We start from the raw sequence: 25,137 nt of genomic DNA, 5'->3' as shown, positions 1-25,137 counted from the left end.
TCTATGCACATGAACCGCTAGGATTTGCCTACCGATTCTCCAACAGTAGCATTAGCACTAACGGGTAGTTCAGGCGCACTTATCAAACGTTCAGACTTAGCGAATTTGCGATCTTGTAGTTTGGTCATGATTTGCTGAATAAGTAACGTGACCAAAGCAAGTGCGGCAAGTAAGCTCGATAAGGCAAACGCTGCAGTAAAGTTATAGTCGTTATAAGCAATCTCAACCAATAGCGGCATGGTGTTGGTTTCTCCGCGGATATGACCTGAGACCACGCTCACCGCACCAAACTCCCCCATCGCGCGGGCATTGGTCAAGATCAAACCATAAAGCAGCGCCCATTTGATATTGGGCAGTGTGACATGCCAAAACGTCTGCCAACCCGTCGCACCCAAGGTTAATGCTGCCTGCTCCTCACTATCACCCTGCGTCTGCATCAGCGGTATCAACTCACGCGCCACAAAAGGGAAGGTAACAAATAAAGTCGCTAAAATAATCCCCGGTACAGCATAGATGACCTGAAAGCCCATACTCTCAAGCCAGCCACCAATGGTAGAGTTCAGTCCAAATAATAGAACAAACATCAAACCGGCGACAACCGGCGACACCGAAAACGGTAAATCAAGCAACGTCGTCACCAGCTGCTTGCCTTTAAATTGGTAACGGGTCACTAGCCAAGCAATGGCAATACCCATCACCATATTAATCGGTAAGACAATCGCGGCAGTAATCAAGGTTAGCCTAATGGCTTGTAAGGCTTCAGGGTCGACTAATGAGGCAATATATAATTCCCAGCCACCCTTAAAAGCTTCATAAAATACCGCCAATAGTGGCACTACCAACATGATAACCATGAATAAAACCGCAATGATAATAAAGGTACGGCGAACCCATGGCGTATCTTTGGTTGCTGGGTTGCTCTGGTAGTCATAGCTATTAGAGATTTGCATTAGCGAGCTCCTACGCGGCGCGACAGCTTCCACTGTACAATATTGATGGTCAATAAAATGACAAAGGAGATAAGCAGCATAAATAATGCAACGGCTGAAGCGCCTTGAACATCAAACTGCTCAAGCTTACTGATAATGATTAATGGCAAAATCTCAGACTGCATCGGAATGTTACCTGCGATAAAAATCACTGAGCCATACTCGCCCGTCGCACGGGCAAACATCATGCCAGCACCCATCAATAACGCAGGCAATAGCTCTGGTAAAATCACCTTACGAAACGTTGTAAAACGATTGGCACCCAATACCGCAGATGCCTCTTCAAACTCAACCGATAACTCTGCAAGTACGGGCTGTACAGCGCGGACAATAAAGGGGAAACTGACGACCACGAGCGCCAGCCAAATACCAATCGGTGTGAAGGCTACTTGAATATCAAACTTGTCAAACCATTGCCCAATCAAACCATTGGGTGCATACAAAGTCGCAAGAGAGATACCGGTGACAGCGGTTGGTAGCGCAAAGGGTAAATCAACCAACGCATTGATTAAGGATTTGCCCCAAAACTCATACCGCACCAGTACCCAAGCAACCAGCGTACCAAATACCATATTGGTGAGCATGGCTAAAAATGACATCCACAAGCTTAATTTGATAGCAGCGGTCACTTGCGGCTGGGTAATGGTTTCCCAAAATCCAGCCCAGCCCATTTGGGTTGTGGTATAGGCCATCATGGCAAACGGCAGTACTACCAACAGTGACAAACTAAAGACAGTGATGCCCATGCTTAGTCCAAACCCTGGTAGCACATTGCGCTGACGCAAGCGTGTTAACCAACCTTTTTTTGGTACAGGTTTGATGGTAGAAGGTGTTGTTGCACTCATAATAGTGTCCTATTGCCTAGCTGATGGTACTTATCGTAAGCACTCGGTCGTATCGATATTAAGAAAAAGCATGATAAAAAGAGATGATGAATATGCTCATGGTATAAAGGACATAGCGTTGTCGGCCATGTCCTTTATGAGATTGACATAATTTTATGACGCCGTGCATTACTGATTAATAATCAAATAATGCAGTCGTCGTACTCAAATAAATTCTTGAATAAGTAACGGCTTTTATCGTCGGTTACTCATAGTACTACTGGTGTTACTGAGGCGCGTTAACCGCCAATTTATCAAACAAACCACCATCACTGAAATACGTGCTCATGATCTCATCCCATGTGCCAAATGCATCATTCGGGCGGAAAGTGTCGATAGGGGGCAATTTATCACTGTTTTTATCAAGCACGCTCTTCACACTTGGGCGCAAGTATAAATCAGCTGCCAATTGCTGGGCTGCATCGCTCCATAAATAATCAAGATAGGCTTTGGCGGCCTCTGTGGTGCCTTTTTTATCAGTGACTGCTTTTACGATAGCCACTGGGCTTTCAGACTTGATTGAGTATTTTGGATAAACGATGTCAACTTTACCCGCACCAAAATCAGTCGCAGCAAGATTGGCCTCGTTTTCAAAGGTGACTAAGACATCACCGATACCGCGCTGCACAAACGTCGTCGTCGCCGCACGCCCGCCATTCTCATAGACTTTGACGTTTTTTAGCATGTCTTTTACGTAGTTTTCCGCTTTGGCTTCATCTTTATTAAAAGCATGTAAACCATAACCATAAGCGCCTAAGAACGCATAGCGACCGTTACCCGTGACTTTTGGGTTTGCCATGACAATCTCAACACCCTCTTTGGTCAAATCTGCCCAATCATTGATGCCTTTTGGATTGTCCTTACGTACTAAGAAAACGATGGTACTGGTAAAAGGTACGGCATTGTTTGGGAATTTGCTTTCCCAATCTGACTCGACCAAACCTTTCTCCTCAAGCAGCTCAATATCAGAGCCTTGGTTCATGGTCGCGATATCGGCTTGCAGACCACTGGCGATTGACAGGGCTTGTTTACTCGAACCACCATGCGACTGCTTGATAAGAATATTGCTGTTTGGGTGCTCACTTTTGTAATGATCAACAAATAATGGATTGTAATCTTTATAAAAATCACGTGCCACATCGTAAGAGACATTTAATAGCTCGATGTCCTGCCCTTCTGTAGCGGCGGGTGTGCCCTCTGCATTGGCAGTTGGCTCAGTCTTTTCACTATTGCTACAGCCTGCTATGCCTAAAGTGAGCGCCACACCGGCGATACTTAGGACGCTAAGCGTTTTATTTTTATAACCTTCGGTATGTAATGTCATGGCGGCCTCAAAAAGATGTCTGATAAGTAATGTAAGTATGCTAACAGCGCCATGTTATTATGTTTAATGATGAATATGTGTATGTTATTGCCAAAACGGAATAAAGAATTTAGAAATATAATATTATCAATAACTTACCGTTATCAGTTATGGATAGGCCAAATATTTTTAATAGCCATTGCGCTACCTGCCAATCATTTAACCGTTTGACTCAGTCTCTTGTCTAAGCTTACCTAAGCATGAATGTCTGAATCAAACGGCTTATCACTGACCAATCTGGTCTTTACTGCACGCTTGCCAGCTTATCAAAACGCCCACCATCGACAAAAAACGTTTCCATAATCTGCGTCCAAGGACCAAAGACACTGACCGGCTCAAACGTCTCAATATCAAGCAAGGTATCTGTATGGGCGGCAAGCACTTGCTCATTACTAGGACGCATGTACATCTGTGCCATCAGTTCTTGCGCTGGCGTGTCCCATAAGCCCTTTAGATAGGTGTTTGCTGCTTCTGTTTTGCCCGCTTTATCAGTCACCGCATTCACCACGGCAACAGGATTGGCAATCAACACTGAATAACTTGGATAGACGATATCGACTTTTCCTTTGGCAAATTGCTTGGCAGCTAGATGCGCTTCGTTTTCGGTCGTGATAAGCACATCGCCTAGACCGCGCTGAGTAAAGCTGGTCGTTGCTGCACGCGCGCCATTGTCATAAGTGACAACGTTTGCCAAAAGCTTTTTAATAAAGGTATCTGTTTTGGTAGAGTTTTCGACCGTTTCTTTAAAAGAATGCAGACCATAGCCATAGGCACCCAAAAAGGCATAACGCGCCGTACCGCTGGTTTTTGGATTTGGTATCACTATAGCCACGTCACTACGTGCCAAATCTTGCCAGTCTTTAATACCTTTTGGATTGCCACTGCGCACCAATAGCACCATGGTACTGGTATAAGGGACAGCGCCGTTTGGTAGCGCTTTCTGCCAATCAGCAGCAACCAAGCCTTTTTCGACCAGCAAATTCATATCGCTTTCTTGGTTAAAGGTCACCACATCGGCTTGTAGACCATTGGCGACCGACAGCGCTTGTTTGCTTGAGCCACCATGCGACTGATTGACGTGTACTTTGCTGTTGGGATGCTCTTTTTGGTAACCTTTGGCAAATAAGGTATTGTAGTCTTTATAAAAATCCCGTGACACATCGTAAGAGACATTCAGCAGATCAATATCTTGCGACGGCGCTGCTGATTTTTGTGTGTCGGTCTGTGTCTCACTTTGCGTGACCTCAGTAGGATTACAGCCTGTCATAAATATTACCATCGTCAGCGCGCCACCCATTATTAAGGTACGTGGCACTTTATTTTGAATCACTTGATTGTCAGTGATTGAGATATGACGCAAAGGCTGGCTCTTGGTTATATTGTTCATTTGCATGGACGCTCTCTATAATGTCAGGCTGCTTTTGTCGTCCTTATTAGTTATAGATTCAACGAATAAGGATGACGAAGGCAGTGATGGTAAGAATTTTGGGAGATATATTGGTTTTTTTGTTGATGAGAGATATGCTAGCAGCATAGATAACAAACGCTTAGTGACGAATACGCTTATCGAGTGGTGAACTTGGCATAAGCACGATGGTTAGTAACGCTATTATTAGTTATTCTATAGTGGGTGTGTTCAACAGCTATTTGCGATATAGAGATAAGCCGTCACTTGTGAGTAAGTGACGGTATTGCTTGCCCAGTAGACGAGTATTTGTGTAATCTGTATCAGCGCTGGCACTGTATAGTCAGTCCTTAATAAAAGAAATACAAATATTATCAATCACCACTTCGGTTAATTTTGCTTGCTTGCTGTAGCTAGCAGACAGAGGCTGAGAATAATAAACCCCAGTAGTTCCGTACTCTTTTAAAAGTGGATTAACTATAATCGCTGTAAATAAACGCCTGCTGCCTCACACCGTTTATTCCAATCGACCACATCGATTTTGTAAAGCCATTTTTATGACTTATTCACTTAACCAAGGCGTCTTAATGATTACTTCTTTCTCCTGTTACTTGCGTTTTTTTGCTGCCCTCTCTTTGATGGCTTCTACGTTATTTGCCTTAAGTGGTTGTAACAACGCCACAAAAGCCGATATGGATAATCACAGCGTCACACAACCTACAGCGATGCTCTCGCCTGCCGTAAAAGTAATCGTTGGTGATTATGCTTCTGAGGGTTATGCTAAGCGTGCGCAAGGCTCTGACTGGGTAGGCGTGATGGTAAAAGCTGTCGGCGATAAGCAAATTGACATTAAGATACGTGCGCGCAGCGATGTCAAAAAACCGACCTGTCATTTTGATGGCAAGGCAACATTGATGGGTCAAGATGATGCACACGGCATTATTTTTCAGAGTAAGGTCAATGACAGTACGGCTTTCTTTCAATTTAAAGATGATAAATTGACCATCGATAGCCAAGATAAATACGCGCTTAACTATTTTTGCTCGGGCGGTGGCACATTGGTCGGTGACTATCAAAAGCTGGCGGGTGATTTAGAGTTACGCTAACCACGATAGGCTCAGATAACGAAAACAAAAAAAGGGTCAGACTTAGCGTCTGACCCTTTTTTATGGTTCAATATTTAAGACCTATACCGCAGAAGCGCCGACCAATTTAACCTCAGCGCGCTCATCAAAAGCGATACCAGCATAATAATCACGTAAAATCTGCAATACTTCTGGACGACTAAAGTTATCTGGCACCTCTTCGTCTTCTGAGAGTGCTTTACGCAATTTTGTCCCTGAGACTTTGACATGCTCAGAGGCGTCATGCGGGCAAGTTTTGTCTGATGCCATGGCATTACAAGCATTACACCAAAACGTCCAGCCAATTTTTAACGGTTGGGTAATCAAATCGTCTTTACCAACGTGATCAAAGATGGTTTGCGCATCAAAGGCACCGTAATAATCACCAACGCCTGCATGATCACGACCAACGATTAGATGGCTACAGCCGTAGTTTTGACGGAATACCGCATGTAACAATGCTTCACGCGGACCGGCATAACGCATGTCTAGCGGATAACCGGCTTGAATAACGGTGTCAGCTCTAAAGTAGTTGTCAATTAAGGTTTTAATGGCTTCTTGGCGCACATCTGCTGGGATATCGCCTGGTTTCAATGCCCCTAGCAATGAATGAATCAATACCCCATCACATATCTCGATGGCAATCTTCGCCAGATATTCGTGTGAGCGATGCATTGGGTTACGGGTTTGGAACGCCGCAACTGTTTGCCAGCCTTTATTGTCCAAAATCTCACGGGTTTCAGCAGGGGTTTTATAAATCTCTGGATATACGGTTGGGAACTCGCCTTCACTCAGTACTTCGACACTACCTGCGATATTCACTTCGCCTTGCGCCAAGACTTGCTGTACGCCCGGATGCTCTGGATCTGTGGTGGTAAATACTTGCTGGCATTCATGCGCTTTATCGATGGTATAAGTCTCTTCCACCGTCAAGATGCCCATAATCTCGCCATCTTTCGCCACCAAAGCAACTTTATCACCTGCATGTAAGCTGTCAGCGGTCGCTTTCGGTGCTGATAAAGTAATAGGAATCGGCCAAAACAGGCCAGCGTTATCACCACTTTGTAGACGCATATTATCAACCACGCCCTGCCAATCTGCTTGATTCATAAAGCCATTCAATGGTGTAAAACCACCAATGCCCAGCATAATCAAATCACCGCGCTCACGTGAGCTGAGCGTAATCGTTGGTAATGTGCTGGCAAGTTTCAATGCTTGGTTACGAGCATCGCCACTTAATAGCAATGGCTTAAGCTCAGCACTGCCATGCGGAGGAACAAGTTTTGAGGGTTTTTGATTATGGGTGATAGATGTCATAATAATTTTACAACCTTAAGAGATGAGAGAAAGATGAGTAACTGTAGATAGATGGGGTAAAAAAGTGATTGGGCGAATAAAGCACTAATAGCAGTACGTTAAAATTTAGAAGTACGTTAAAATTGCACATTAATTGCACATTAAAAACTGGCCATTAAAATCAGGCGTTGAATTCGATAAGCATAGGCTACCTAATTTTCGTTATGAAAATTTATGCTGTGTTTGGATATAGATATGTCTTAAAGGAATTTATGTTTATAGACGCAAGCTTATATGATGTAAATCTGAATGGTTTACCTTGCGACTGGCAATAAAATCGAGTACACACGCAAATCATTTTCGTCGCAGCTTTTATGTTTAAAACAAAATTGAGATTACGTCATGTATCAATATAACTACGCTGACCAAACCTTGGTAGAAGAACGAGTCGCACAGTTTCGCGACCAAACCGAACGGTTTTTGGCAGGCGAGCTGCCAGAAGAGCAATTTTTACCGCTGCGTTTGCAAAACGGTCTTTATATCCAGCGTTATGCACCCATGTTGCGTATCGCTGTTCCATACGGACTGCTTGCAACCTATCAATTACGTAAGTTAGCCGAGATTACCCGTAAATATGATAGAGGTTACGGACACTTTACCACTCGTACCAATATGCAACTGAACTGGCCAAAACTTGAAGAAGTGCCTGATATTTTGGCAGAATTGGCATCGGTACAAATGCATTCTATCCAAACGTCTGGCAACTGTATTCGTAACACCACAACCGACCCTTATGCCGGTATTCATAAAGAAGAGATTGCTGATCCGCGTCCTTATTGCGAGATCATTCGCCAGTGGTCAACCTTTCATCCTGAGTTTGCCTTTTTACCACGCAAATTTAAGATTGCGGTCATCGGCACGGCAAATGATAGAGCAGCGACGCAAGTGCATGATGTAGGACTGCATTTAAAAGCTAATGACGCAGGCGAGCTTGGTTTTGAAGTCATCGTTGGTGGCGGACTTGGACGTACGCCAGTTATCGGTAAAACTATTAATAAATTCTTACCACGCGAGCACCTGCTTAGCTATTTGGATGCTATTTTGCGGGTTTATAACCTGCACGGTCGCCGTGACAATAAATTTAAAGCTCGTATCAAAATATTGGTTGAGAGTATGGGCGGCCCTGCTTTCGCTAAATTGGTCGATGCTGAATGGGAAGCCAATATCAAAGACGGGCCACTGACGTTGACCGATGCCAACTTTGCCACTGCCAGCAGTTTTTTCACCGAGCCTGACTACCTTAGCTTTGATGCACTGCAAGTTCAGTCAGAGTTACAACAAAAGCTTGATGGCGATAAAGATTTTGCTGATTGGTATAACCAAAATACCGTTGCCCATAAAGTCGCCGGTTATCGCGCCGTAGTGATTTCCTTAAAGGCAGGCTTGGTCGACGGCACCTACGTACCCTCAGGTGATATCAGTGAATCACAAATGGACGCCCTCGCCGACCTTGCGGATAAATATAGCTTTAGTGAATTACGTGGTACTTATCAGCAGAATTTAGTCTTCGCTGATGTACAAACCAACCAGCTCTATGAGCTATGGCAGCAGCTGTCGGAGCTACATTTAGCCCGTCCCAATATCAATACCTTAACCGACATGATCGTTTGCCCAGGTTGGGACTTTTGCTCGCTTGCCAATGCAACGACCCACAATATCGCTGAGCAAATCGAAAAACAGTTTGATGATCTTGACTATCTTTATGACTTAGGTGATATTCGCCTCAATATGTCAGGCTGCATGAATGCCTGTGCCCATCATCATACCGGTGATATCGGTATCTTGGGTGTCGATAAAAAAGGCGAATACTGGTATCAAATCAGCCTTGGCGGTAACTCTAGTAATAATGCCAAACTCGGTAAAATACTAGGTAGAGCCGTGCCATCTGATGATGTGGCGACGACGATACAAAAGATAATAGACGTTTATTTAGAGCAACGTGTGAGTAATGAGAATGACGTAGAAAGCTTTGGTGATTTAGTCGACCGTGTTGGCCTTGCACCCTTTAAGGAGAAGGTCTATGGGTAATCATCATGTGTTAAATAGCAAAGGTATTGATATCAGTCAAAACGATACGTGGTTGGCGCTTAGCACCAATGAGCTGCCTGACAGTATTGCGCTAACCCACATCTCATTGCTTGAGTTACTGCAAAAGCAAGAAAAGCTTGAAGTGCTCTTGCCACTTAGTGATTTATTAGATGCGAAAGGCAATATCGCGGGCGGGTTGTTACAACAAGTATATGAATTGCTATCTGAACATACCAGCCGTTTTGGGGTTTGGGTCACATCGGACAGCGATACGGAAGTACTGACGCGTATACCCGAGTTTTTATTACAGCAAGACTTGATTGTCATTCATGTACCTGTCTTCACCGATGGACGCGGCTTTAGCTATGCGCAAACCCTGCGTCAAATGGGCTACGAGGGTGAGATTCGTATGGCTGGCAAGTTTGGCCGTGATCAAATTGCCTACCTTTTGCGCGCTGGCGCAGACAGTTTTGTGATTAGTGAGCATGATCTGCAATCTATCTCTGATATCAGTCAAGCATTTAACGCGCTTGCTAGCAGCTACGACGGTCGTAACGCTGCCGACTTACCGATGTTTGCAGGTGCTTAATTTAGCATTAAATATAAAACCTACTATCAACCACTTATCAATTTAGCTATTTAAATTATTAACCATCATTAAGGAAACTACCATGAGTCAATTACACCCTAATCTAGATATCGACCAAGCCAACCAAGACCTGCAAGGCAAATCACCAGAAGAAATCGTGGCGTGGGCACTTACCCAAGCTAAAAATCCTATTATTACTACTAACTTCCGCCCTTATGAGTCCGCTATTTTGCACTTAGTTGCCAAGCAGCGTCCTGACATCACCGTATTATGGGTAGATTCTGGCTATAACACCGATGCAACGTATCGTTTTGCTAATAAAGTCATTCGTGATTTGAACTTAAACGTTATCACTTATATCCCTAAGCAAACGGCAGCGTATCGTGATGCGACCATGAATGGCATCCCTGGTATCGATAATCCACAGCACGATGAGTTCACTGATCAAGTTAAACTTGAGCCGTTCCGCCGTGCACTGGATGAGCTGAAGCCAGACGTTTGGTTTAACGCTATTCGTAAAGATCAAACTGAGTTTCGTCAAGGTCTTGATTTCTTGAGCTTATCCAAAGATGGCGTCTTAAAAGTCGCACCGTTATTTGAAAAGAATGATGCTGACTTAGATAAATATTTAGATGAGCATAATCTGCCAAATGAACATGATTACTTTGATCCGACTAAAGTAGAAGAAAGCCGTGAGTGTGGTTTGCACACGCAGTTGTAACTTAAAAACCTAGATATAATAAAAGAAATAAAAAACCGACTCAAGCGAGTCGGTTTTTTATCGTTTAAGCGTCAGTCATAATCAAATCTTTTTCTGCTAGGTTCGATAGATAGGCACTACGACTTCTATAGCGCTCTTTATTACTGGCAACCTTAGCATCAATTAAGTGAATCAATCGACTAGGTAACGTTACGTTAACTTTCTCAGTTTTACCAAGATAACGATTCACGTCAACAGCGACGACTGCCCATGTCATTCCTTCATAATCTGGATCATCGATATACTGTTCGATATCACTTGGTAATGGGATTTCCATCCCTTCTTCTGCAAGGCATTCTAAGTGACCTGTAATTGCTTCAATGGCATTTTCAAAGACATCGTTGTAACTATCGGCAGCTGAGAAACACCCTGCAATGTCAGGTACGATAATACCGTGGGCAGTATCTTTGCCGCCGCGCTCGATCGCAATTGGATATAACATAAGGTTACCTCTTGTTATCATACAGTTATTTCTATTTGTTTAAGATTTTACAAAATGGACTACACTAGTCCAGCTTGTTTTAATATGCTTTTAATCGTTCTTTGGGAAGATCCTTTTTTGGATGCGGTATGCTTATTATCATGTTTGAAATGATGATGACTGCCTGTTACTCTTGCTAAATACCACCCATCGGCTTGTATCTCTTTTATCAATTCACGACTTTTCATAACAGCCTTTGCCCATATCGATAGTAAATTATACCCCTAGGGTTACTTAATATCAAATATATTTAGTTTATAGGTGCTATTCCCTTTCATCGCAAAAACCACCGTTATCATGTCAAAAACGAATATACTAATGCCAATACACTAGGTGAGACGCAAAGCCTGATACCTCATAATGGTTACATACCTTATTAAATTGAATAACTGGTGAAGATATGAATACCTTTCCCCTATTTTTTAAATTAGAAGATCGTAAAGTGCTTATCGTTGGTGGCGGCGATGTGGCATTACGCAAAGCGGATTTGCTCAGCCGAGCTGGCGCCTGTATCACTATCCTAGCGCCAAGCATTAGCCACGAGATACAAGCCTTGCTAAGTGATAGTAAGCACGCGCTGATTTATGAGAATTATAATAAAACCTATATGACAGACTCGCGCGTTGTTATCGCTGCCACTGATGACGAGACGCTGAATCATCAAATTCATGCCGATGCGACTGAACTTAACATCCCTGTAAACGTCGTCGATACGCCGCATCTATGCGATTTTATTTTCCCTGCCATTGTCGATCGCAATCCCATCGTCATTGGTATCTCATCAAATGGTAAAGCGCCGGTGCTGGCACGTTTACTGCGGGCACGGCTAGAAACCTTAATCCCACAAGGTTATGGAAAATTAGCCAAGCTTGCTGGCGACTTTCGCGTTGAAGTCAAAGCCAAAATACCGACATTGACTGGACGTCGGCAGTTTTGGGAGCGCGCCTTTGAAGGTCAAGTCAGTCAATTGATGTTTGCCGGTAATGAAAACGAAGCCATCGCTCAGCTGCAAGCGGATTTGGATAAAACAGCGGCAGATATCACGGCAAAAGATGCTACAGACACAGTAACAGAAGCCCAAAATACGATGGGCGAAGTCTATATCGTTGGTGCCGGTCCCGGTGATCCAGAGCTACTCACCTTTAAAGCACTGCGTCTGATGCAGCAAGCGGATATCGTCTATTATGATGCGCTGGTATCACCGCAAGTATTGGATTTATGCCGCCGCGATGCCGATAAAGTTTTCGTCGGCAAGAAACGTAGCAATCATGCCGTCGCGCAATTGGGCATCAATGAGCTTTTGGTCAATAGTGCCAAAGAAGGTCGACGTGTGGTGCGTCTAAAAGGCGGCGACCCCTTTATCTTTGGGCGCGGCGGTGAAGAGATTGAAAGTCTGCAGGCGCACAATGTCCCTTATCAAGTGGTGCCAGGTATTACCGCTGCCAATGCTGCCGCTAGCTATGCCGGTATTCCGCTGACCCATCGAGACCATTCACAATCGGTACGTTTTGTAACAGGATTTTTAAAGGCAGGCGCGCCTAATAGTAATTTTAAGAGCTTCCTTAACACCGATGAAACCGTAGTGTTTTATATGGGTCTGCATTCGCTACCGCGCTTGACGGAAGGGTTGATTGATGCTGGGCGTAGTGCGGAGACCCCGATTGCCATCGTCTCAAACGCCAGTATGCCCAATCAACAAGTATTAACGGGTACGCTTGCCAATATCGTTGAATTACAAGAAAAAAACCAGCTACCAACACCTGCTCTGCTCATCATGGGTGATGTCGTCAGCTTACACCATGATTTGGCTTGGTATAACTTACACAATCAGCAGCATAATGAAAACCTATCAGAAACTGACAATAACTGGTTACGCGGCGGTACGGCTACAACACCGAAATCGAATGCTCACCAGCAAGCGCATGCGCTATCTATGATTGCTAATTTGGCAACAAAAGAGGGTGATCTTGAGCAGTTGGTGATTGATTAAAAGCCTCTTAACACGCCTTTTTAATTTAAAGGCCTTTTTAATTTAAAGCTTTTTTAATTATAAGCCCTGCCAATTTAGTGCTAGGGCTTTTTTGTGATTGCAACAGAGCAAACTTCTCCAATCCTTGCTAGAATAATGACTGTCTTTTATTGACCATTAAGCCTCATTATGTCTGTATCTGCTGTTACGCCTCTGACTATCCTGCACACCTCTGACTGGCATTTGGGACGCAGGCTTTATGGACGTCTGCGCTATGATGAATTTGCCGCCTTTTTAAACTGGCTACAAGACACCATTAGTGCGCAGCAAGTGGATATACTTGTTGTCGCTGGTGATATCTTTGATACCATGACCCCAAGTAATAAAGCCCAAGCGCTGTATTATGAGTTTTTAGGCAAGGTTTCAAAATCATGCTGTCAGCATGTCGTCATCGTCGCAGGCAACCATGACTCACCGACATTTTTGGATGCCCCAAGTAATGTACTCAAGTTTTTAAACGTCCATGTCGTTGGTACGGCTTGTGATGACTTAAATGATGAAGTGATGGTGTTGGATGATGCAGCCGGTACACCGCATTGCATTATCGCGGCTGTCCCTTATCTGCGTGATCGTGATGTGCGTAGTAGTAGTGCTGGCGAGTCAGCTCAAAGCAAAGACGCCAATGTTATCAAAGGTATCTGCGCGCACTATGATGAAGTTGCAAAGATTGCCAAAGTTAAACAAGCTGAATTAGCCAAAGCACACCAGTGCCATATTCCTATCATTGCCACAGGGCATCTGTTTGCGGCAGGTGGCACCACCACCGATGATGATGGTGTACGTGAGCTATATGTTGGCTCGCTTGGTAAGGTGTCGGCCGATATGTTCAGTGAAAGCTTTGATTATGTGGCGCTTGGGCATTTGCACGTACCCCAGCGCGTCGGTGACCGTGAAACCATTCGCTATTCAGGCTCGCCCATTGCAATGGGTTTTGGTGAGGCTCGCCAGCAAAAACAAGTTTTGCTTATACAGTTTGGTGCAGTGTTAAACAACACCAGCTTAACGGTGGAAAATTTGTCTAAGAGTATCTCTCAGCAGCTGACCAATACAACTGTCAATGTTGACAAAACAATAGAAAAAACCGCCAAAAAATCCGTCAATCAGGCAGCAAGCTTTATAGATGACCTGTTTGCTGATGTAGCGTCTATAGAAAGTGATCTGCATAATGAAACGCATAGTGAACAATTCTCTGAAGAATCAGAAGTTATTCTAAGCACTCCTTTCACTTTAACCGCTACGCTACTGCATCATGATACTTTATGTCAGATGCAAGTCACCTCCCTACCTATTCCAACATTTCAAAGATTGGCACAAGTATCGGGTGATTTGGAGACTATTAATCAAACAGTTGATAACACTATTAAGACTCTGACTGATACAGAATCGGTCTGGTTAGAGATTGTTTACACCGGTGATGAGGTGGTTAGCGAATTGCGTGAAAGTATTGAAGCGATGGTAGTGGGCTTACCTTGTGAGGTGTTAAAAATAAAAAATACGCGCACTTATAACAAAGTACTCAATCAACAGCAAATCTCTGAGACGCTACAGGATCTAAATGAACAAGAAGTGTTTGAGCGTTGTCTAGCCGCTCATAACGTCCCTGATGAGCAAAGACTCACCTTGCGAGAAGCTTATGGTCAAATCGTTTATGATCTACATCACACAGATACTCAAGCTGAATAATAGCTAACACTCATAAGCCTGATACAACTAACAGCAAATTATCATTAATATCTATAAAAATAAGACCCTGCCATGCGCCTAATTGAACTAAGACTTAAAAACCTCAACTCCTTAAAAGGCGAATGGCACATTGATTTTAGTGACGCCGCTTTTCTTAACGAAGGTATCTTTGCCATTACGGGGCAAACGGGCGCTGGCAAGACCACTATTTTGGATGCGATTTGTTTGGCGCTCTACAGCCAAACGCCACGACTTGGTGATATTACTGGCTCTAGCAATGAGATCATGACCCAAGGTACAGGAGAGTGCTCGGCTGAAGTGATTATCGAGATTGACGCCAAGCGATATCAGTGTTCATGGTATCAACATCGTGCGCATAAAAAAGCCAAAGGCAACTTATTACCGATTAAGCACGAGATTAGCGAGGTCAAGTCTGGCAAGATTTTGGAAGAGAAAAAATCCAAAACTTCAGCTTATATTCAAGCGCTTATTGGCATGGATTTCAGCCAATTCACCCGCTCCATCATGCTGGCGCAAGGCAGTTTTGCCGCCTTTTTAAAATCTGATATCGGTGATAGAGCGGCGATTTTGGAGAAGATAACCGGCACAGCCATCTATGCCAAAATTTCACTCAATGTTCATGAGAAAAAACGCTCTGAAGAAGAGGTACTCAGCAAATTGCAGGCAGGCGTTGATGGATTGTCTTTGCTAAGTGTTGAAGACGAAAAGCTACTGGCAGCTGATTTAGAGAGCTTTAACCAGCAGCAAAACACACAGCGTCAAACCTTTAAGACATTAAGTGAGCAGCTGCAATGGCTAACTAACGTACAACAGCTGCAAAATAACCTGTCTATTTATCAGAGCGAGTTTGCAAGCGCGCAGCAAGCGCAGCAAGCCTTTATTCCTGAAGCCATGCGTTTAGACATTGCCAACAAGGCACTAGAGATTGATAGCCAGTTTCGTGAGCTTAGCTATAATCGTGAGACGGTCCAGAAGCTAGATATTGAACAACAGGCGTTGCTGAGTCAAATCCCTGCCCAGCAAGAAGCGCTGACGCAAGCTGCGCGCCATTTAGACGATGTCAATACACGAGAAAAGCAAGCCTCAGACAACCTGCAAACAAACTTGCCTATCATCAAACGGGTACGTGAATTAGATCATAATATAAGGCAGCAGTCTCAATCCTTAGGGGAAGACAGTCAGCGAAAGGACTTATTGGTAGGCAATATACAGATATTACGCCAAGCAATACAACACCATCAGCAAAGCGCCGATAGTACCAAAATTCAGCTAGATAATATCGACCAGTACTTTGGTAAACACCCAGAGCTGATCGACCTTGATACCGATATGACTATCTTTGATAGTAGCTGTCAGAGATTAAGGGCACTACTAGAAGATAACGCTGAGCTTTCAGCAGCTAGAATTGGCCAACATCGTCATGCCCGCCAGCTACAAGCTGATGTTGAGATACTATCCAAACAGCAAGATACTGATATCTCATTGATAGCGCAGCGGCGCGAGCAACTGCTAAAGCTACAACAGCAGCAAGCAGTCATCATTCAAAAGCAGCCGCTTGCTATGATGCGCGCTGAGCAAGAACAAATAGATCAGACCATCATACAAATTGAGCAAGTGAGATTTAAGGTTACACAGCACTCTGATCTGACCCGTCAAATCAATAAAATCAATCTTACGCTACCGGTATTGAAGCAAGAACTGACGGTCTTAGACAACTTAATTGCCACTCATCGCGCAGATATTCAGAGCACTAAACTTAAAAAACAAGACAAGCAGACTCACCTTCATCTACTGCAAAAAGTCGCAAGGCTTGAAGATTACATCGTGGAGCTCAAAGACGGTATGCCCTGCCCGCTTTGCGGCGCGCATGAGCACCCTTATGCTGAGCATCATCCACTATTAGACAGTCAGAGCGACAATAAACAAGCATTATCTCTGACGCAGCAGACCCAGCAGCAATTATCTGAGCTTGAGATACTCATTGAGCGTCTAGAGCAAACGTTGTCCAAACATCATATCGACCATGCTACTAAAAATGAAACCATTAACCACCAACAGCAGCAGTTAGCTCCGTTACAGCAGCAATGCGAGATATTGAGCAACGACATTCAAGATAGCCTACTCTCACTTTTTAACGCCAATCAAAATCATTCCAAAGCGATTGCAGGAAGTGTCCATCCGCTTTATCAACTGAGTGAGGATATCAATGCGATTGATAATGATATTGAGCACCCTTTATATTTACTAGACAACGCCAAACAAAAGCTGCTTGAGCAAAAACGGTCTCTTAAAGAGCTATTATTGCAACATGATGATTTGACAGCAAGCATATCAACGCTCAGTATTGCTATAGAGCACGATGAAAAGCAGCAGCAGGTACTGATGAGTAAGATCAATAACCTGACGATGGATATCAAACTACACTCGCAGAGAATAGAGACCACTCAGGATAAGATAGCCACCAACTTTGTGGCATTAACCCCTATTACTCGCAGTATTTTATCTTTGGCAGATAAGTATCCGGCAGATCACTACACAGAATATTTAAGTATTGATTTTCAAAGTATAGACATTCAAAGTGCAATTAAACAATTGGATGCTAGTATTGATGAGCAAACCGTACTAGATAGCAAGGATTATGAGCATCATATTGACAGATTACGTCAACAGCGCAGCATGCTAAGTCGGCTAAAAAAGCATTTTAATGAGCAAAAAAATAGCCAGCAACAACTAACCAATACATTAAGTACAGTGAGCGCTCAAATTGATACCAAACAAGCTCAGCTTTGCACGGATGAAAGCGCTTTAAAAAACCTTGAACACTTGATAGCGGATAAAAATATTGCTCTTGAGCAGCTGCAAAGCAAAAGATTAGAGATTTTTGCAGATAAAAACACAGAATCAGAAGATACATTACTGCGCTGCGCAGTGGATGACGCAAAAGCCAAACAAGCAAATGCTCAAAGACAACTAGACAGCACGCAGCAAGTATTAGCGCAATTGCAAAGCAGACAACGACAGCTATTGGCAGAATTGCAGTCTGCTACGACAGCCCTTAATACGCAACAAGCGGTATTTATGGAGCATCTAGCAGCGGCGCAATTTGTGGATGAAGACGCTTTTACCCGTGCGCGCCTGCCCAAAGAAGAGCGTGATGCTTTACATACTCGTAAGCTTGCGATTGACAGCGCCTTGCAGCAGGCACAGTCACAGTTAGATAGCACCCAACAATCATTAGAGCAGAACCTATCTCTTGCTATGACGGATATCAGCCAAGAAACGATTGCTGCTCAGCATCAGCACATTCAGATGGAGATTGATCAGCTCAGCCAACAGATTGGTGCTATTGTTCAAAAGCTCAAAGACAATGAGAACCAAAAAGGTCAACAAGCAACGCAGCTTATAGCCATTAATGCGCAAAAAGAGAAGTTACAAGTTTGGCAGCAGCTGCATACTTTAATTGGTTCAGCCGATGGTAAGAAATATCGCACCTTTGCTCAAGGCTTAACCTTTGAGGTGATGATTAGCCATGCCAATAGCCAATTACAAAAGATGAGTGACCGCTATTTGCTGATTCATGATGACAGCAATCCCCTTGAGCTCAATGTGATTGATAACTATCAAGGCGGCGATATTCGCAGTACCAAAAACTTATCCGGCGGTGAAGGCTTCATTATCAGTCTCGCGCTCGCTCTTGGACTATCTCAAATGGCCAGCCACAACATCCGTGTGGATTCGCTATTTTTGGATGAAGGTTTTGGCACGCTTGATGAAGAGTCGCTTGATATTGCGCTCGATACCTTAACCAGTTTGCAGCAAGAAGGTAAGTTGATAGGTATCATCTCGCACGTACAAGCGTTAAAAGAGCGCATCATGACCCAAATTCAGGTAAAGAAAATCTCAGGCGGCTTTAGTGAAATAAGTGGTCAAGGGTGTCGACGGGTTGTGAATGACAAAGCATAATAGGTTAAAGTAGTTGATGACGACGTATGATTGATAAACGATAAGGATATCGCTATGAGCAATCAAAAAAATCGCCTTGGTATTGGACAAAACAGTCTAAAAAAAGCGCTCAATCCTGCCAGATTAGCATTATCAGTGTTTTTATTTGGCGGTGTTATTACCCCAAGCTATGCCACTATCAACTGTGCGGGCTTCTTACCCATTAGCTATTTTGAGCGTATCAAAAACAACCCACCATTTATGGGCAAGCTCGTTGAACAAGCTAATGGTAGGCAGCAGCTTACAGATTTAAATGGTAACGTCGTTATAGACAATCTTCATAATGCTTATATATTGATGGATAAGTATGTGTTGGCTCAGAAAAATGGTAAATATGGTGTCGTAAACGCAGCTGGCAAGATAATTGTGCCTTTTAAGTATGACGACATTCAAACTGAGCCTGATATTTACACCAGTTTTATCGTTAGTGTTGGATCATCTGAAGGGAACACCAAACAAGGTATTATCAATCGTCATGGCGGCTGGGTTTATCCATTGGCAGATGTGGGTATTCAGCATGCACATTATGATGCAGATTACGACCAAGATTATTTCCTAGTAACGAACAATTTCGCGACCAATGATAAGGGGTTAACAGGGCTGTTAGACGATAGAGGATATTGGGCCGTTATGCCGCAGTATGAGATCATCAATCCGCTAAACCCTTGTACTGGTCAGCCTTTATATTTGCAGGTAGGTTTGCAAAATAAGACCGCGCTTATTGACCAAAATAATAAAGTTATCATCCCATTTTCAGTCAACCAACATATAGAGTCTTTTAATAATAACGTCAGTCCCTTATTGTTTTTGCGTAGCCGCTTATCTGATGGATTTGCTAGTAGCAACGCAATTGTCATGAGCGAGGACATACAAGAAAACATTGTAAGCGCCCAAATTATTAATGCCAATGGTAACGCAGTTCTTGCTTCAGATGCACCAATCAGAAAGCTGTTATATCATCAGCTCTATACCTATAAACAAGCTGGAAAATTTGGTCTAGTTAATGATAGAGGTGATGTGATATTGAAGCCAGAGTTTGACGGTTATAGAGATGATGCTGATACGGTATGGTTAGAGAAGAATGGAAAAATGTTCGGTTTAAATACGCTGATAAAATCAGACTAAACGTCAATTATATCTTTGATGGTCAATTTCAGACAATAAAAAACCACCGCTAATTGATAACGGTGGTTTTTTATACTAAAAATAATAGATATTTATTTATAGTCGATCCTAAATAAAAGAAGTACAAATGTTATAAAGTACTAATGGGGTTAATTATTCGCAGCCTCTGTCTGCTAGCCACAGCAAGCAAGGAAAATTAACCCTATTAGTTCTGTACCTTTTTAAAAGTGGATTAACTATAGTTCATTTTATTTATTCGAGGCTGATTTGGCTATCATTATTGCTATCAAGTTTGTCCATCTCAGCAGTAACGCCGGCAAGCTGGCTGGCATGACGCGACTTCCAATCACTGAAGGCTTGAATGGCATCAGGTTGAGTCAATAACGTATTCATCAGCATGCGTAAACTGCGCGGTACGTCATTGGCAAGCGCATGACGGGCACGGCGATCCCAGTGGTCTTGCTGCGGCAAGATAGCAATATTTTCCATCATCCAATCAAGCTGCAAGACGTGATAAGCCTCAAAGTATAAAGTGGCAATCTCATCAACCGGACGTTCGTACTGCTCTGCTAAGAGTGCCGCATCAAGCGCATCAACATGGTATGGCAACATCGCAAACATCGATGCATCATTGACAGAGAGTCCATCTTCCATCAAATTTGTGGTGTCGGCTTGCAAATAATGCGCGAATTGCTGCTCAATAAATCCGCCTGATTTGGTTAACTTTTCGACACTGTCTTCAAAACGGCTAATCATATCAGCCACTTGCAAATCTTGTCCAAAGGCATTGATAAACCAGACCACGCCGTTTTCGAGTGCATCGCGCAGACGTAGCTCAAGCTCGAGCAGCAAGGTAGCATCCACTTGATTATCAAGTACTTCGAGCAGCTCCCATGCTTTTGAGACATGGAACACATCACGCGCAATAGCATAGCCGCGCACGATAGTGGCAAGCGTTTGTCCTGTTTCTTCATGCAGACGGAATAATGCTTCGATACCCAGACGGTTGACCACACTATTGGTCATATACGTACTGATGATTTCACGGTGTAAACGGTGCTCAGTCATCTCATCAAAGAATTTTGATGCCAGCTCATTGGGGAAATATTTGCGTAATTCATTAACGAAATACGGCGCATCCGGTAAATCTGAGAGCAGTAAGTTGTCATAAACCCACATTTTTCCGTAAGCCATCACAACGGCTAGCTCAGGATTGGTCAGACCTGTGCCAGATTTTTGGCGTTTAGCAATCTCTTCATCTGATGGCAAATACTCAATCGCTCGATCCAGACGCCCTTCTGCTTCTAACATCTGAACAAATCGCTGATGATCGCTTAAGTTTGCAGCTGCCCGGATTTGACTCAGCTCAATGGCTTGCGGTTGCAGATAGTTTTGACGCAGCACCAACTCGCTAATGGTGTCGGTCATGCTTTCAAGAAGCTCATTACGCTGCTTCAACGTCATATCACCTTGCTCAACCACTTTGCCAAGTAAGATTTTGATATTGACTTCGTGATCTGAGCAGTTGACGCCACCTGAGTTATCGATTGCATCGGTATAGATGCGTCCACCAGTTTGGGCATACTCGATACGCCCTCGCTGCGTGAAGCCTAAGTTACCCCCTTCACCGACGATAGCCGCGCGTAATTCGCCACCGTTGACACGCACAGCATCATTGGCACGATCACCTACGTCGGCATGACTCTCCTCACTACTTTTCACATAAGTACCGATGCCACCGTTCCAGATGAGGTCAACCGGTGATTTTAGCAATGCGCTGATAAAATCATTGGGTGCTAAGCTGTCCTCAGAGATATCAAAAAGCGCTTTCATTTCAGGGCTGATAGCAATGGTCTTGTCTTGACGTGAGAAGATACCACCGCCTTGGCTAATAAGAGACTTTTCGTAATCCTCCCATGATGAGCGAGGTAGATCAAATAAGCGCTCGCGTTCTGCAAAAGACGCTGCTGTATCTGGATTTGGGTCAATAAAAATATGCAGATGGTTAAAGGCAGCAACCAGTTTGGTATGGGTTGATCTGAGCATTCCGTTACCAAAGACGTCACCACTCATATCACCAATCGCCACGACGGTAAAATCATCGCGGTTTTGAATATCCATGCCGCGCATACGGAAGTGGCGCTTGACCGACTCCCAACCACCGCGGGCGGTGATGCCCATCGCTTTGTGGTCATAACCGACCGAGCCACCAGAAGCAAAAGCATCATCTAGCCAAAAGTTATATTCAGCAGACAAAGCATTAGCGATATCAGAGAAAGGTGCCGTGCCTTTATCGGCAGCGACCACCAAATACGGATCATCTTCATCATGTCTGACCGTATTGGCTGGCGGGACAATCACCCCATCGACGATATTGTCAGTCACATCAAGCATACCGCGAAGGAAGGTTTGGTAGCAGGCAATGCCCTCAGCTTGGAACACATCACGACCATCTGCCATGGTTTTGGTTTTAACGATAAAACCGCCCTTTGAGCCAACCGGTACGATCACGGCGTTCTTGACCATCTGCGCTTTGACCAGACCAAGTACTTCGGTACGGAAATCTTCCATACGATCAGACCAACGTAGCCCGCCGCGAGCGACTTTACCACCGCGCAAATGCACGGCTTCGACACGTGGCGAGTAGACAAATATCTCAAACATCGGCTTAGGCTTGGGCAGGTTTGGAATATCTGCTGCCAAAAACTTAAAGGACAAACGATCTTTACGCGATCCATCCGCCTCTCTTTGATAAAAGTTGGTACGTACCATGGCGTTAATTAAATCCAAATACCAGCGGAAAATACGGTCTTCATCCAAGCTACTAACATCTGCTAACGCGGCGGTAATCTGTTCTTGGATCTGACTGGTTTTGCTGGCACGTTCCGCTTCACTATAGTTAGGATTCATCCGTGCATCAAACAAACTACCTAACGCGACACTGATGTCACTGTTTTTTACCATGGTTTGTTGGATATAGACATTTGAGAACGGGGCTTTCGCTTGCATCATATAACGTGACAAGGCGCGCAGTACCACCACATCATAAGTATCTAATTTGGTGGTCAATACCAACTCGTTAAGTGAATCACTCTCAACCTGTCCTGCCCAAATTTGCTTTAAGCTGTCTTCGAACTGCGCGCGCACCACTTGCATATCAATAGTATCAACGTGTTCTAAAACCAGCTCATACTCCTGCATCCAAATAGGTTGCTCAGGTAAATCAAACTCATAGGTCTGCGCTGAGATGACCGATACCCCAAAATTCTCTAGTACGGGTAAGACTTTGGATAAAATAACCGCTTTTTGGCGACCATATAGCTTTAAATGCAACTGATTGCTTGCATCACCTGTCGATTGATATAAGTGCCAGATCATCGGCTGCTCATCGCTAAGTACAGCCAAACGCTTGGTATCTTCAACGGCGGTACGTGCATCGAATCGCTCTTGGTAAGCGGCAGGTATATAACTTAAAAATCTGCGCATTAATGCATTGGCATGCTGCTCACCGACATTATCCAGCAGCATTTTTTGATAATGATCACTCCACGACTGCATCAAAGAGGACAGCTTGGCTTGGAGCGCAGCGGTATCCACCTCATGCACTTGACCTGGCGCTGTACGAACATGCACATGGACGCGCGCATGTTCAGATTCATTAAACTCAGTCGTAAAGCCTGAAGATGTGCCGCCATAGGCTTCTTTTAGGACGTTTTGTACCTTGATGCGAAGTTCTGTATTGAATTTATCACGTGGAATATAGACCAGACACGACACAAAACGCTGGTAATGATCGATGCGGCAAAATAAGCGCAGGCTTTTTTTGTCCTGTAGCTGGCTAATCCCTAGTACTGTCGGGTAAAGATCTTCAACGCTGGCTTGAAACAAATCATCGCGCGGCAAGGTATTAATGATATGCATCATTTTGTGATAGGCATGACCATCACGTGGTAGTTTTGCCATCGCCATAATTTTATTGGATTTTTCGCGTAATAATGGAATTTGTTGCACACTAAATTGATATGCTTGCGCCGTAAAGAGCCCAATAAAGCGATGCTCACCGATGAGCTTGCCATTATCGTCAAACTTATGAATGCCCAAAAAATCCATATAGACTGGGCGGTGTACGGGCGATACTCGGCTTGATTTTGACAACACCAATACTTGCGGTGCTGTTAGCAGTCTTTTTAGATTGCTTGGCAGCTCATCAAAACTTTTTGACAGCTGATCTTCACTACTGCCGCGTGATAACCCAAGACCACTATTACCAATAGAAAATAAATCCAAATCACTGCGGTCGATTTGACTAGCCGTACTGCCAACACTGCCAACCTCGCCACTGTTTCCGTCTTCTAAGCGATATTCTCGATATCCCAAAAAGATAAAGTGATCGTCCAAGACCCAATCTAAAAACGCTTGAATCTCTTGCTGAGAATAAAATACTTCCGGCAATGTTTTTGTAGCAAGCTCCGCTTTTATATCGGTTAGCTTGGCGCGTATTTGCTGCCAGTCATCAACGACAATATCAAGTGTGTCTACTTTCGCCAGCAGCATCTGTTTTAATGCCGCCAATTCATCATTGTCTTGATAAGAGATTTCACAATGAATCAAAGACATGTGTGAGGTGCCACTTTCTTGAGCGCTTTCAACTTTAGTAATCGCGCCATTTTCATCGCGTTCGACATTGACGATGATATGATAAGTACGATGCACATCGATGCCTTGCTCTTCGAGGCTCATCAATAGCGTGTCGACCAAAAATGGTCTGTCATAGGCAACGATTTGGATAACGGTATGCGAGCTGTGAAAATGCTGCTCTTCTGCAATGGGGTTTAAGATGGCAAGCTGTGGATGGTTACGATCATAGGCTTTTAATAGCGTAAAATGATGCAGTGCCATCCCAGCCAAATCAGCATTACTGATGTCCTTTGCAGTCTCTGGATGTAATGGCTGATAGTATCTATGAATAAAGTGGTCAAATAATGATTTGTCCGCTTGTACATAACTGGTGGCAATATCGCTTATCTGGCTGATCCGCTCTTTTGCGATATTTAGAGAGTTTGGCATATCCTTTGTCCTTGCGCTTTTTTATAAGCTTCTTATTTAGGTGTTATGTGTTACTTGTTATGTCTTATATAGTGAGTAATTAAGTTTGCCCTTAGTGATCATTAGCAATCATGGTTTGTCTGACTCCCGCTATACGAATTATTTTGTGAGGTTGAACAGGGCTATGAGTCAATCATTTCACTCAAGGAGTCAATCATTTCACTCAAAGCTCTATCTTAAGGGGAAGTGTAA

General features: G+C 43.8%; 15 protein-coding genes and 1 pseudogene. 8 read left to right on the top strand and 8 right to left on the bottom strand.

The features are described from left to right. Window positions 1-17: 17 nt before the first annotated feature. The 4 genes from cysW to JMW90_RS00275 all read right to left on the bottom strand — a co-directional run bounded on the left by cysW (window position 18) and on the right by JMW90_RS00275 (window position 4,629). A complete protein-coding gene (cysW, locus tag JMW90_RS00290; RefSeq protein WP_201561136.1) occupies window positions 18-950 on the bottom strand; it encodes a sulfate ABC transporter permease subunit CysW in 933 nt (310 codons plus the stop codon). Further along, a complete protein-coding gene (cysT, locus tag JMW90_RS00285) occupies window positions 950-1,834 on the bottom strand; it encodes a sulfate ABC transporter permease subunit CysT (protein ID WP_201561135.1) in 885 nt (294 codons plus the stop codon). Before cysT ends, cysW begins: the two co-directional genes overlap by 1 nt. Before the next feature lie 265 nt (window positions 1,835-2,099). After that, window positions 2,100-3,197: a sulfate ABC transporter substrate-binding protein gene (locus JMW90_RS00280; protein WP_201561134.1), complete on the bottom strand. Its 1,098-nt coding sequence runs from the start codon at window positions 3,195-3,197 to the stop codon at window positions 2,100-2,102. Between the two features lie 283 nt (window positions 3,198-3,480). Beyond that, a complete protein-coding gene (locus JMW90_RS00275; RefSeq protein ID WP_201561133.1) occupies window positions 3,481-4,629 on the bottom strand; it encodes a sulfate ABC transporter substrate-binding protein in 1,149 nt (382 codons plus the stop codon). 569 nt (window positions 4,630-5,198) lie between these two features. Here JMW90_RS00275 and JMW90_RS00270 point away from each other — a divergent pair. After that, window positions 5,199-5,747 (top strand): hypothetical protein, encoded by a 549-nt coding sequence (locus JMW90_RS00270; protein WP_227691804.1) that lies wholly within the window; start codon window positions 5,199-5,201, stop codon window positions 5,745-5,747. A gap of 81 nt (window positions 5,748-5,828) precedes the next feature. On the opposite strand, the gene sat is transcribed toward JMW90_RS00270, so the two are convergent. Beyond that, window positions 5,829-7,082 carry a sulfate adenylyltransferase gene (sat, locus tag JMW90_RS00265; RefSeq protein WP_201561132.1) on the bottom strand — a complete coding sequence of 418 codons (1,254 nt, stop codon included), beginning with the start codon at window positions 7,080-7,082 and terminating at the stop codon, window positions 5,829-5,831. 381 nt (window positions 7,083-7,463) lie between these two features. Here sat and JMW90_RS00260 point away from each other — a divergent pair, with 381 nt between their 5' ends. The 3 genes from JMW90_RS00260 (at window position 7,464) to JMW90_RS00250 (ending at window position 10,459) form a co-directional block, all read left to right on the top strand. After that, window positions 7,464-9,149, top strand: coding sequence for a nitrite/sulfite reductase (locus JMW90_RS00260; protein WP_201561131.1), 1,686 nt, complete (start codon window positions 7,464-7,466; stop codon window positions 9,147-9,149). After that, entirely contained in the window at window positions 9,142-9,738 is a 597-nt protein-coding gene (locus tag JMW90_RS00255; protein WP_201561130.1) for a DUF934 domain-containing protein, read from the top strand. Before JMW90_RS00260 ends, JMW90_RS00255 begins: the two co-directional genes overlap by 8 nt. 82 nt (window positions 9,739-9,820) lie before the next feature. Next, window positions 9,821-10,459, top strand: coding sequence for a phosphoadenosine phosphosulfate reductase domain-containing protein (locus JMW90_RS00250; protein WP_201561129.1), 639 nt, complete (start codon window positions 9,821-9,823; stop codon window positions 10,457-10,459). Window positions 10,460-10,523: 64 nt separating this feature from the next. On the opposite strand, the gene JMW90_RS00245 is transcribed toward JMW90_RS00250, so the two are convergent. Together JMW90_RS00245 and JMW90_RS00240 are read right to left on the bottom strand one after the other, a co-directional pair. Beyond that, on the bottom strand, window positions 10,524-10,940 hold the full coding sequence (locus JMW90_RS00245) for a type II toxin-antitoxin system HicB family antitoxin (RefSeq protein ID WP_201561128.1): 417 nt from the start codon (window positions 10,938-10,940) through the stop codon (window positions 10,524-10,526). Window positions 10,941-11,017: 77 nt separating this feature from the next. Further along, window positions 11,018-11,167, bottom strand: a pseudogene (locus tag JMW90_RS00240) (type II toxin-antitoxin system HicA family toxin); the annotation flags it as partial. Window positions 11,168-11,379: 212 nt separating this feature from the next. Between JMW90_RS00240 and cysG the strand changes: the two are divergent. The 4 genes from cysG (at window position 11,380) to JMW90_RS00220 (ending at window position 19,839) form a co-directional block, all read left to right on the top strand. After that, entirely contained in the window at window positions 11,380-12,969 is a 1,590-nt protein-coding gene (gene cysG / locus JMW90_RS00235) for a siroheme synthase CysG (protein WP_201561126.1), read from the top strand. 168 nt (window positions 12,970-13,137) lie between these two features. Then, complete coding sequence (locus tag JMW90_RS00230; protein WP_201561125.1) at window positions 13,138-14,691, top strand: exonuclease SbcCD subunit D C-terminal domain-containing protein; 1,554 nt, start codon at window positions 13,138-13,140, stop codon at window positions 14,689-14,691. A gap of 72 nt (window positions 14,692-14,763) precedes the next feature. Further along, entirely contained in the window at window positions 14,764-18,675 is a 3,912-nt protein-coding gene (locus JMW90_RS00225) for an AAA family ATPase (RefSeq protein WP_201561124.1), read from the top strand. Window positions 18,676-18,729: 54 nt separating this feature from the next. Further along, window positions 18,730-19,839 carry a WG repeat-containing protein gene (locus tag JMW90_RS00220; RefSeq protein ID WP_201561123.1) on the top strand — a complete coding sequence of 370 codons (1,110 nt, stop codon included), beginning with the start codon at window positions 18,730-18,732 and terminating at the stop codon, window positions 19,837-19,839. Window positions 19,840-20,091: 252 nt separating this feature from the next. On the opposite strand, the gene JMW90_RS00215 is transcribed toward JMW90_RS00220, so the two are convergent. After that, window positions 20,092-24,906 carry an NAD-glutamate dehydrogenase gene (locus JMW90_RS00215; RefSeq protein ID WP_201561122.1) on the bottom strand — a complete coding sequence of 1,605 codons (4,815 nt, stop codon included), beginning with the start codon at window positions 24,904-24,906 and terminating at the stop codon, window positions 20,092-20,094. Window positions 24,907-25,137 lie beyond the last annotated feature (231 nt).

Origin of the sequence: Psychrobacter glacincola, assembly GCF_904846215.1 — a bacterium.
In the GTDB taxonomy this organism is placed as follows: Bacteria; Pseudomonadota; Gammaproteobacteria; order Pseudomonadales; family Moraxellaceae; genus Psychrobacter; species Psychrobacter glacincola.
Note: the sequence above shows the minus strand (reverse complement) of the source record. Positions and strands in the feature narration are given on the sequence as shown.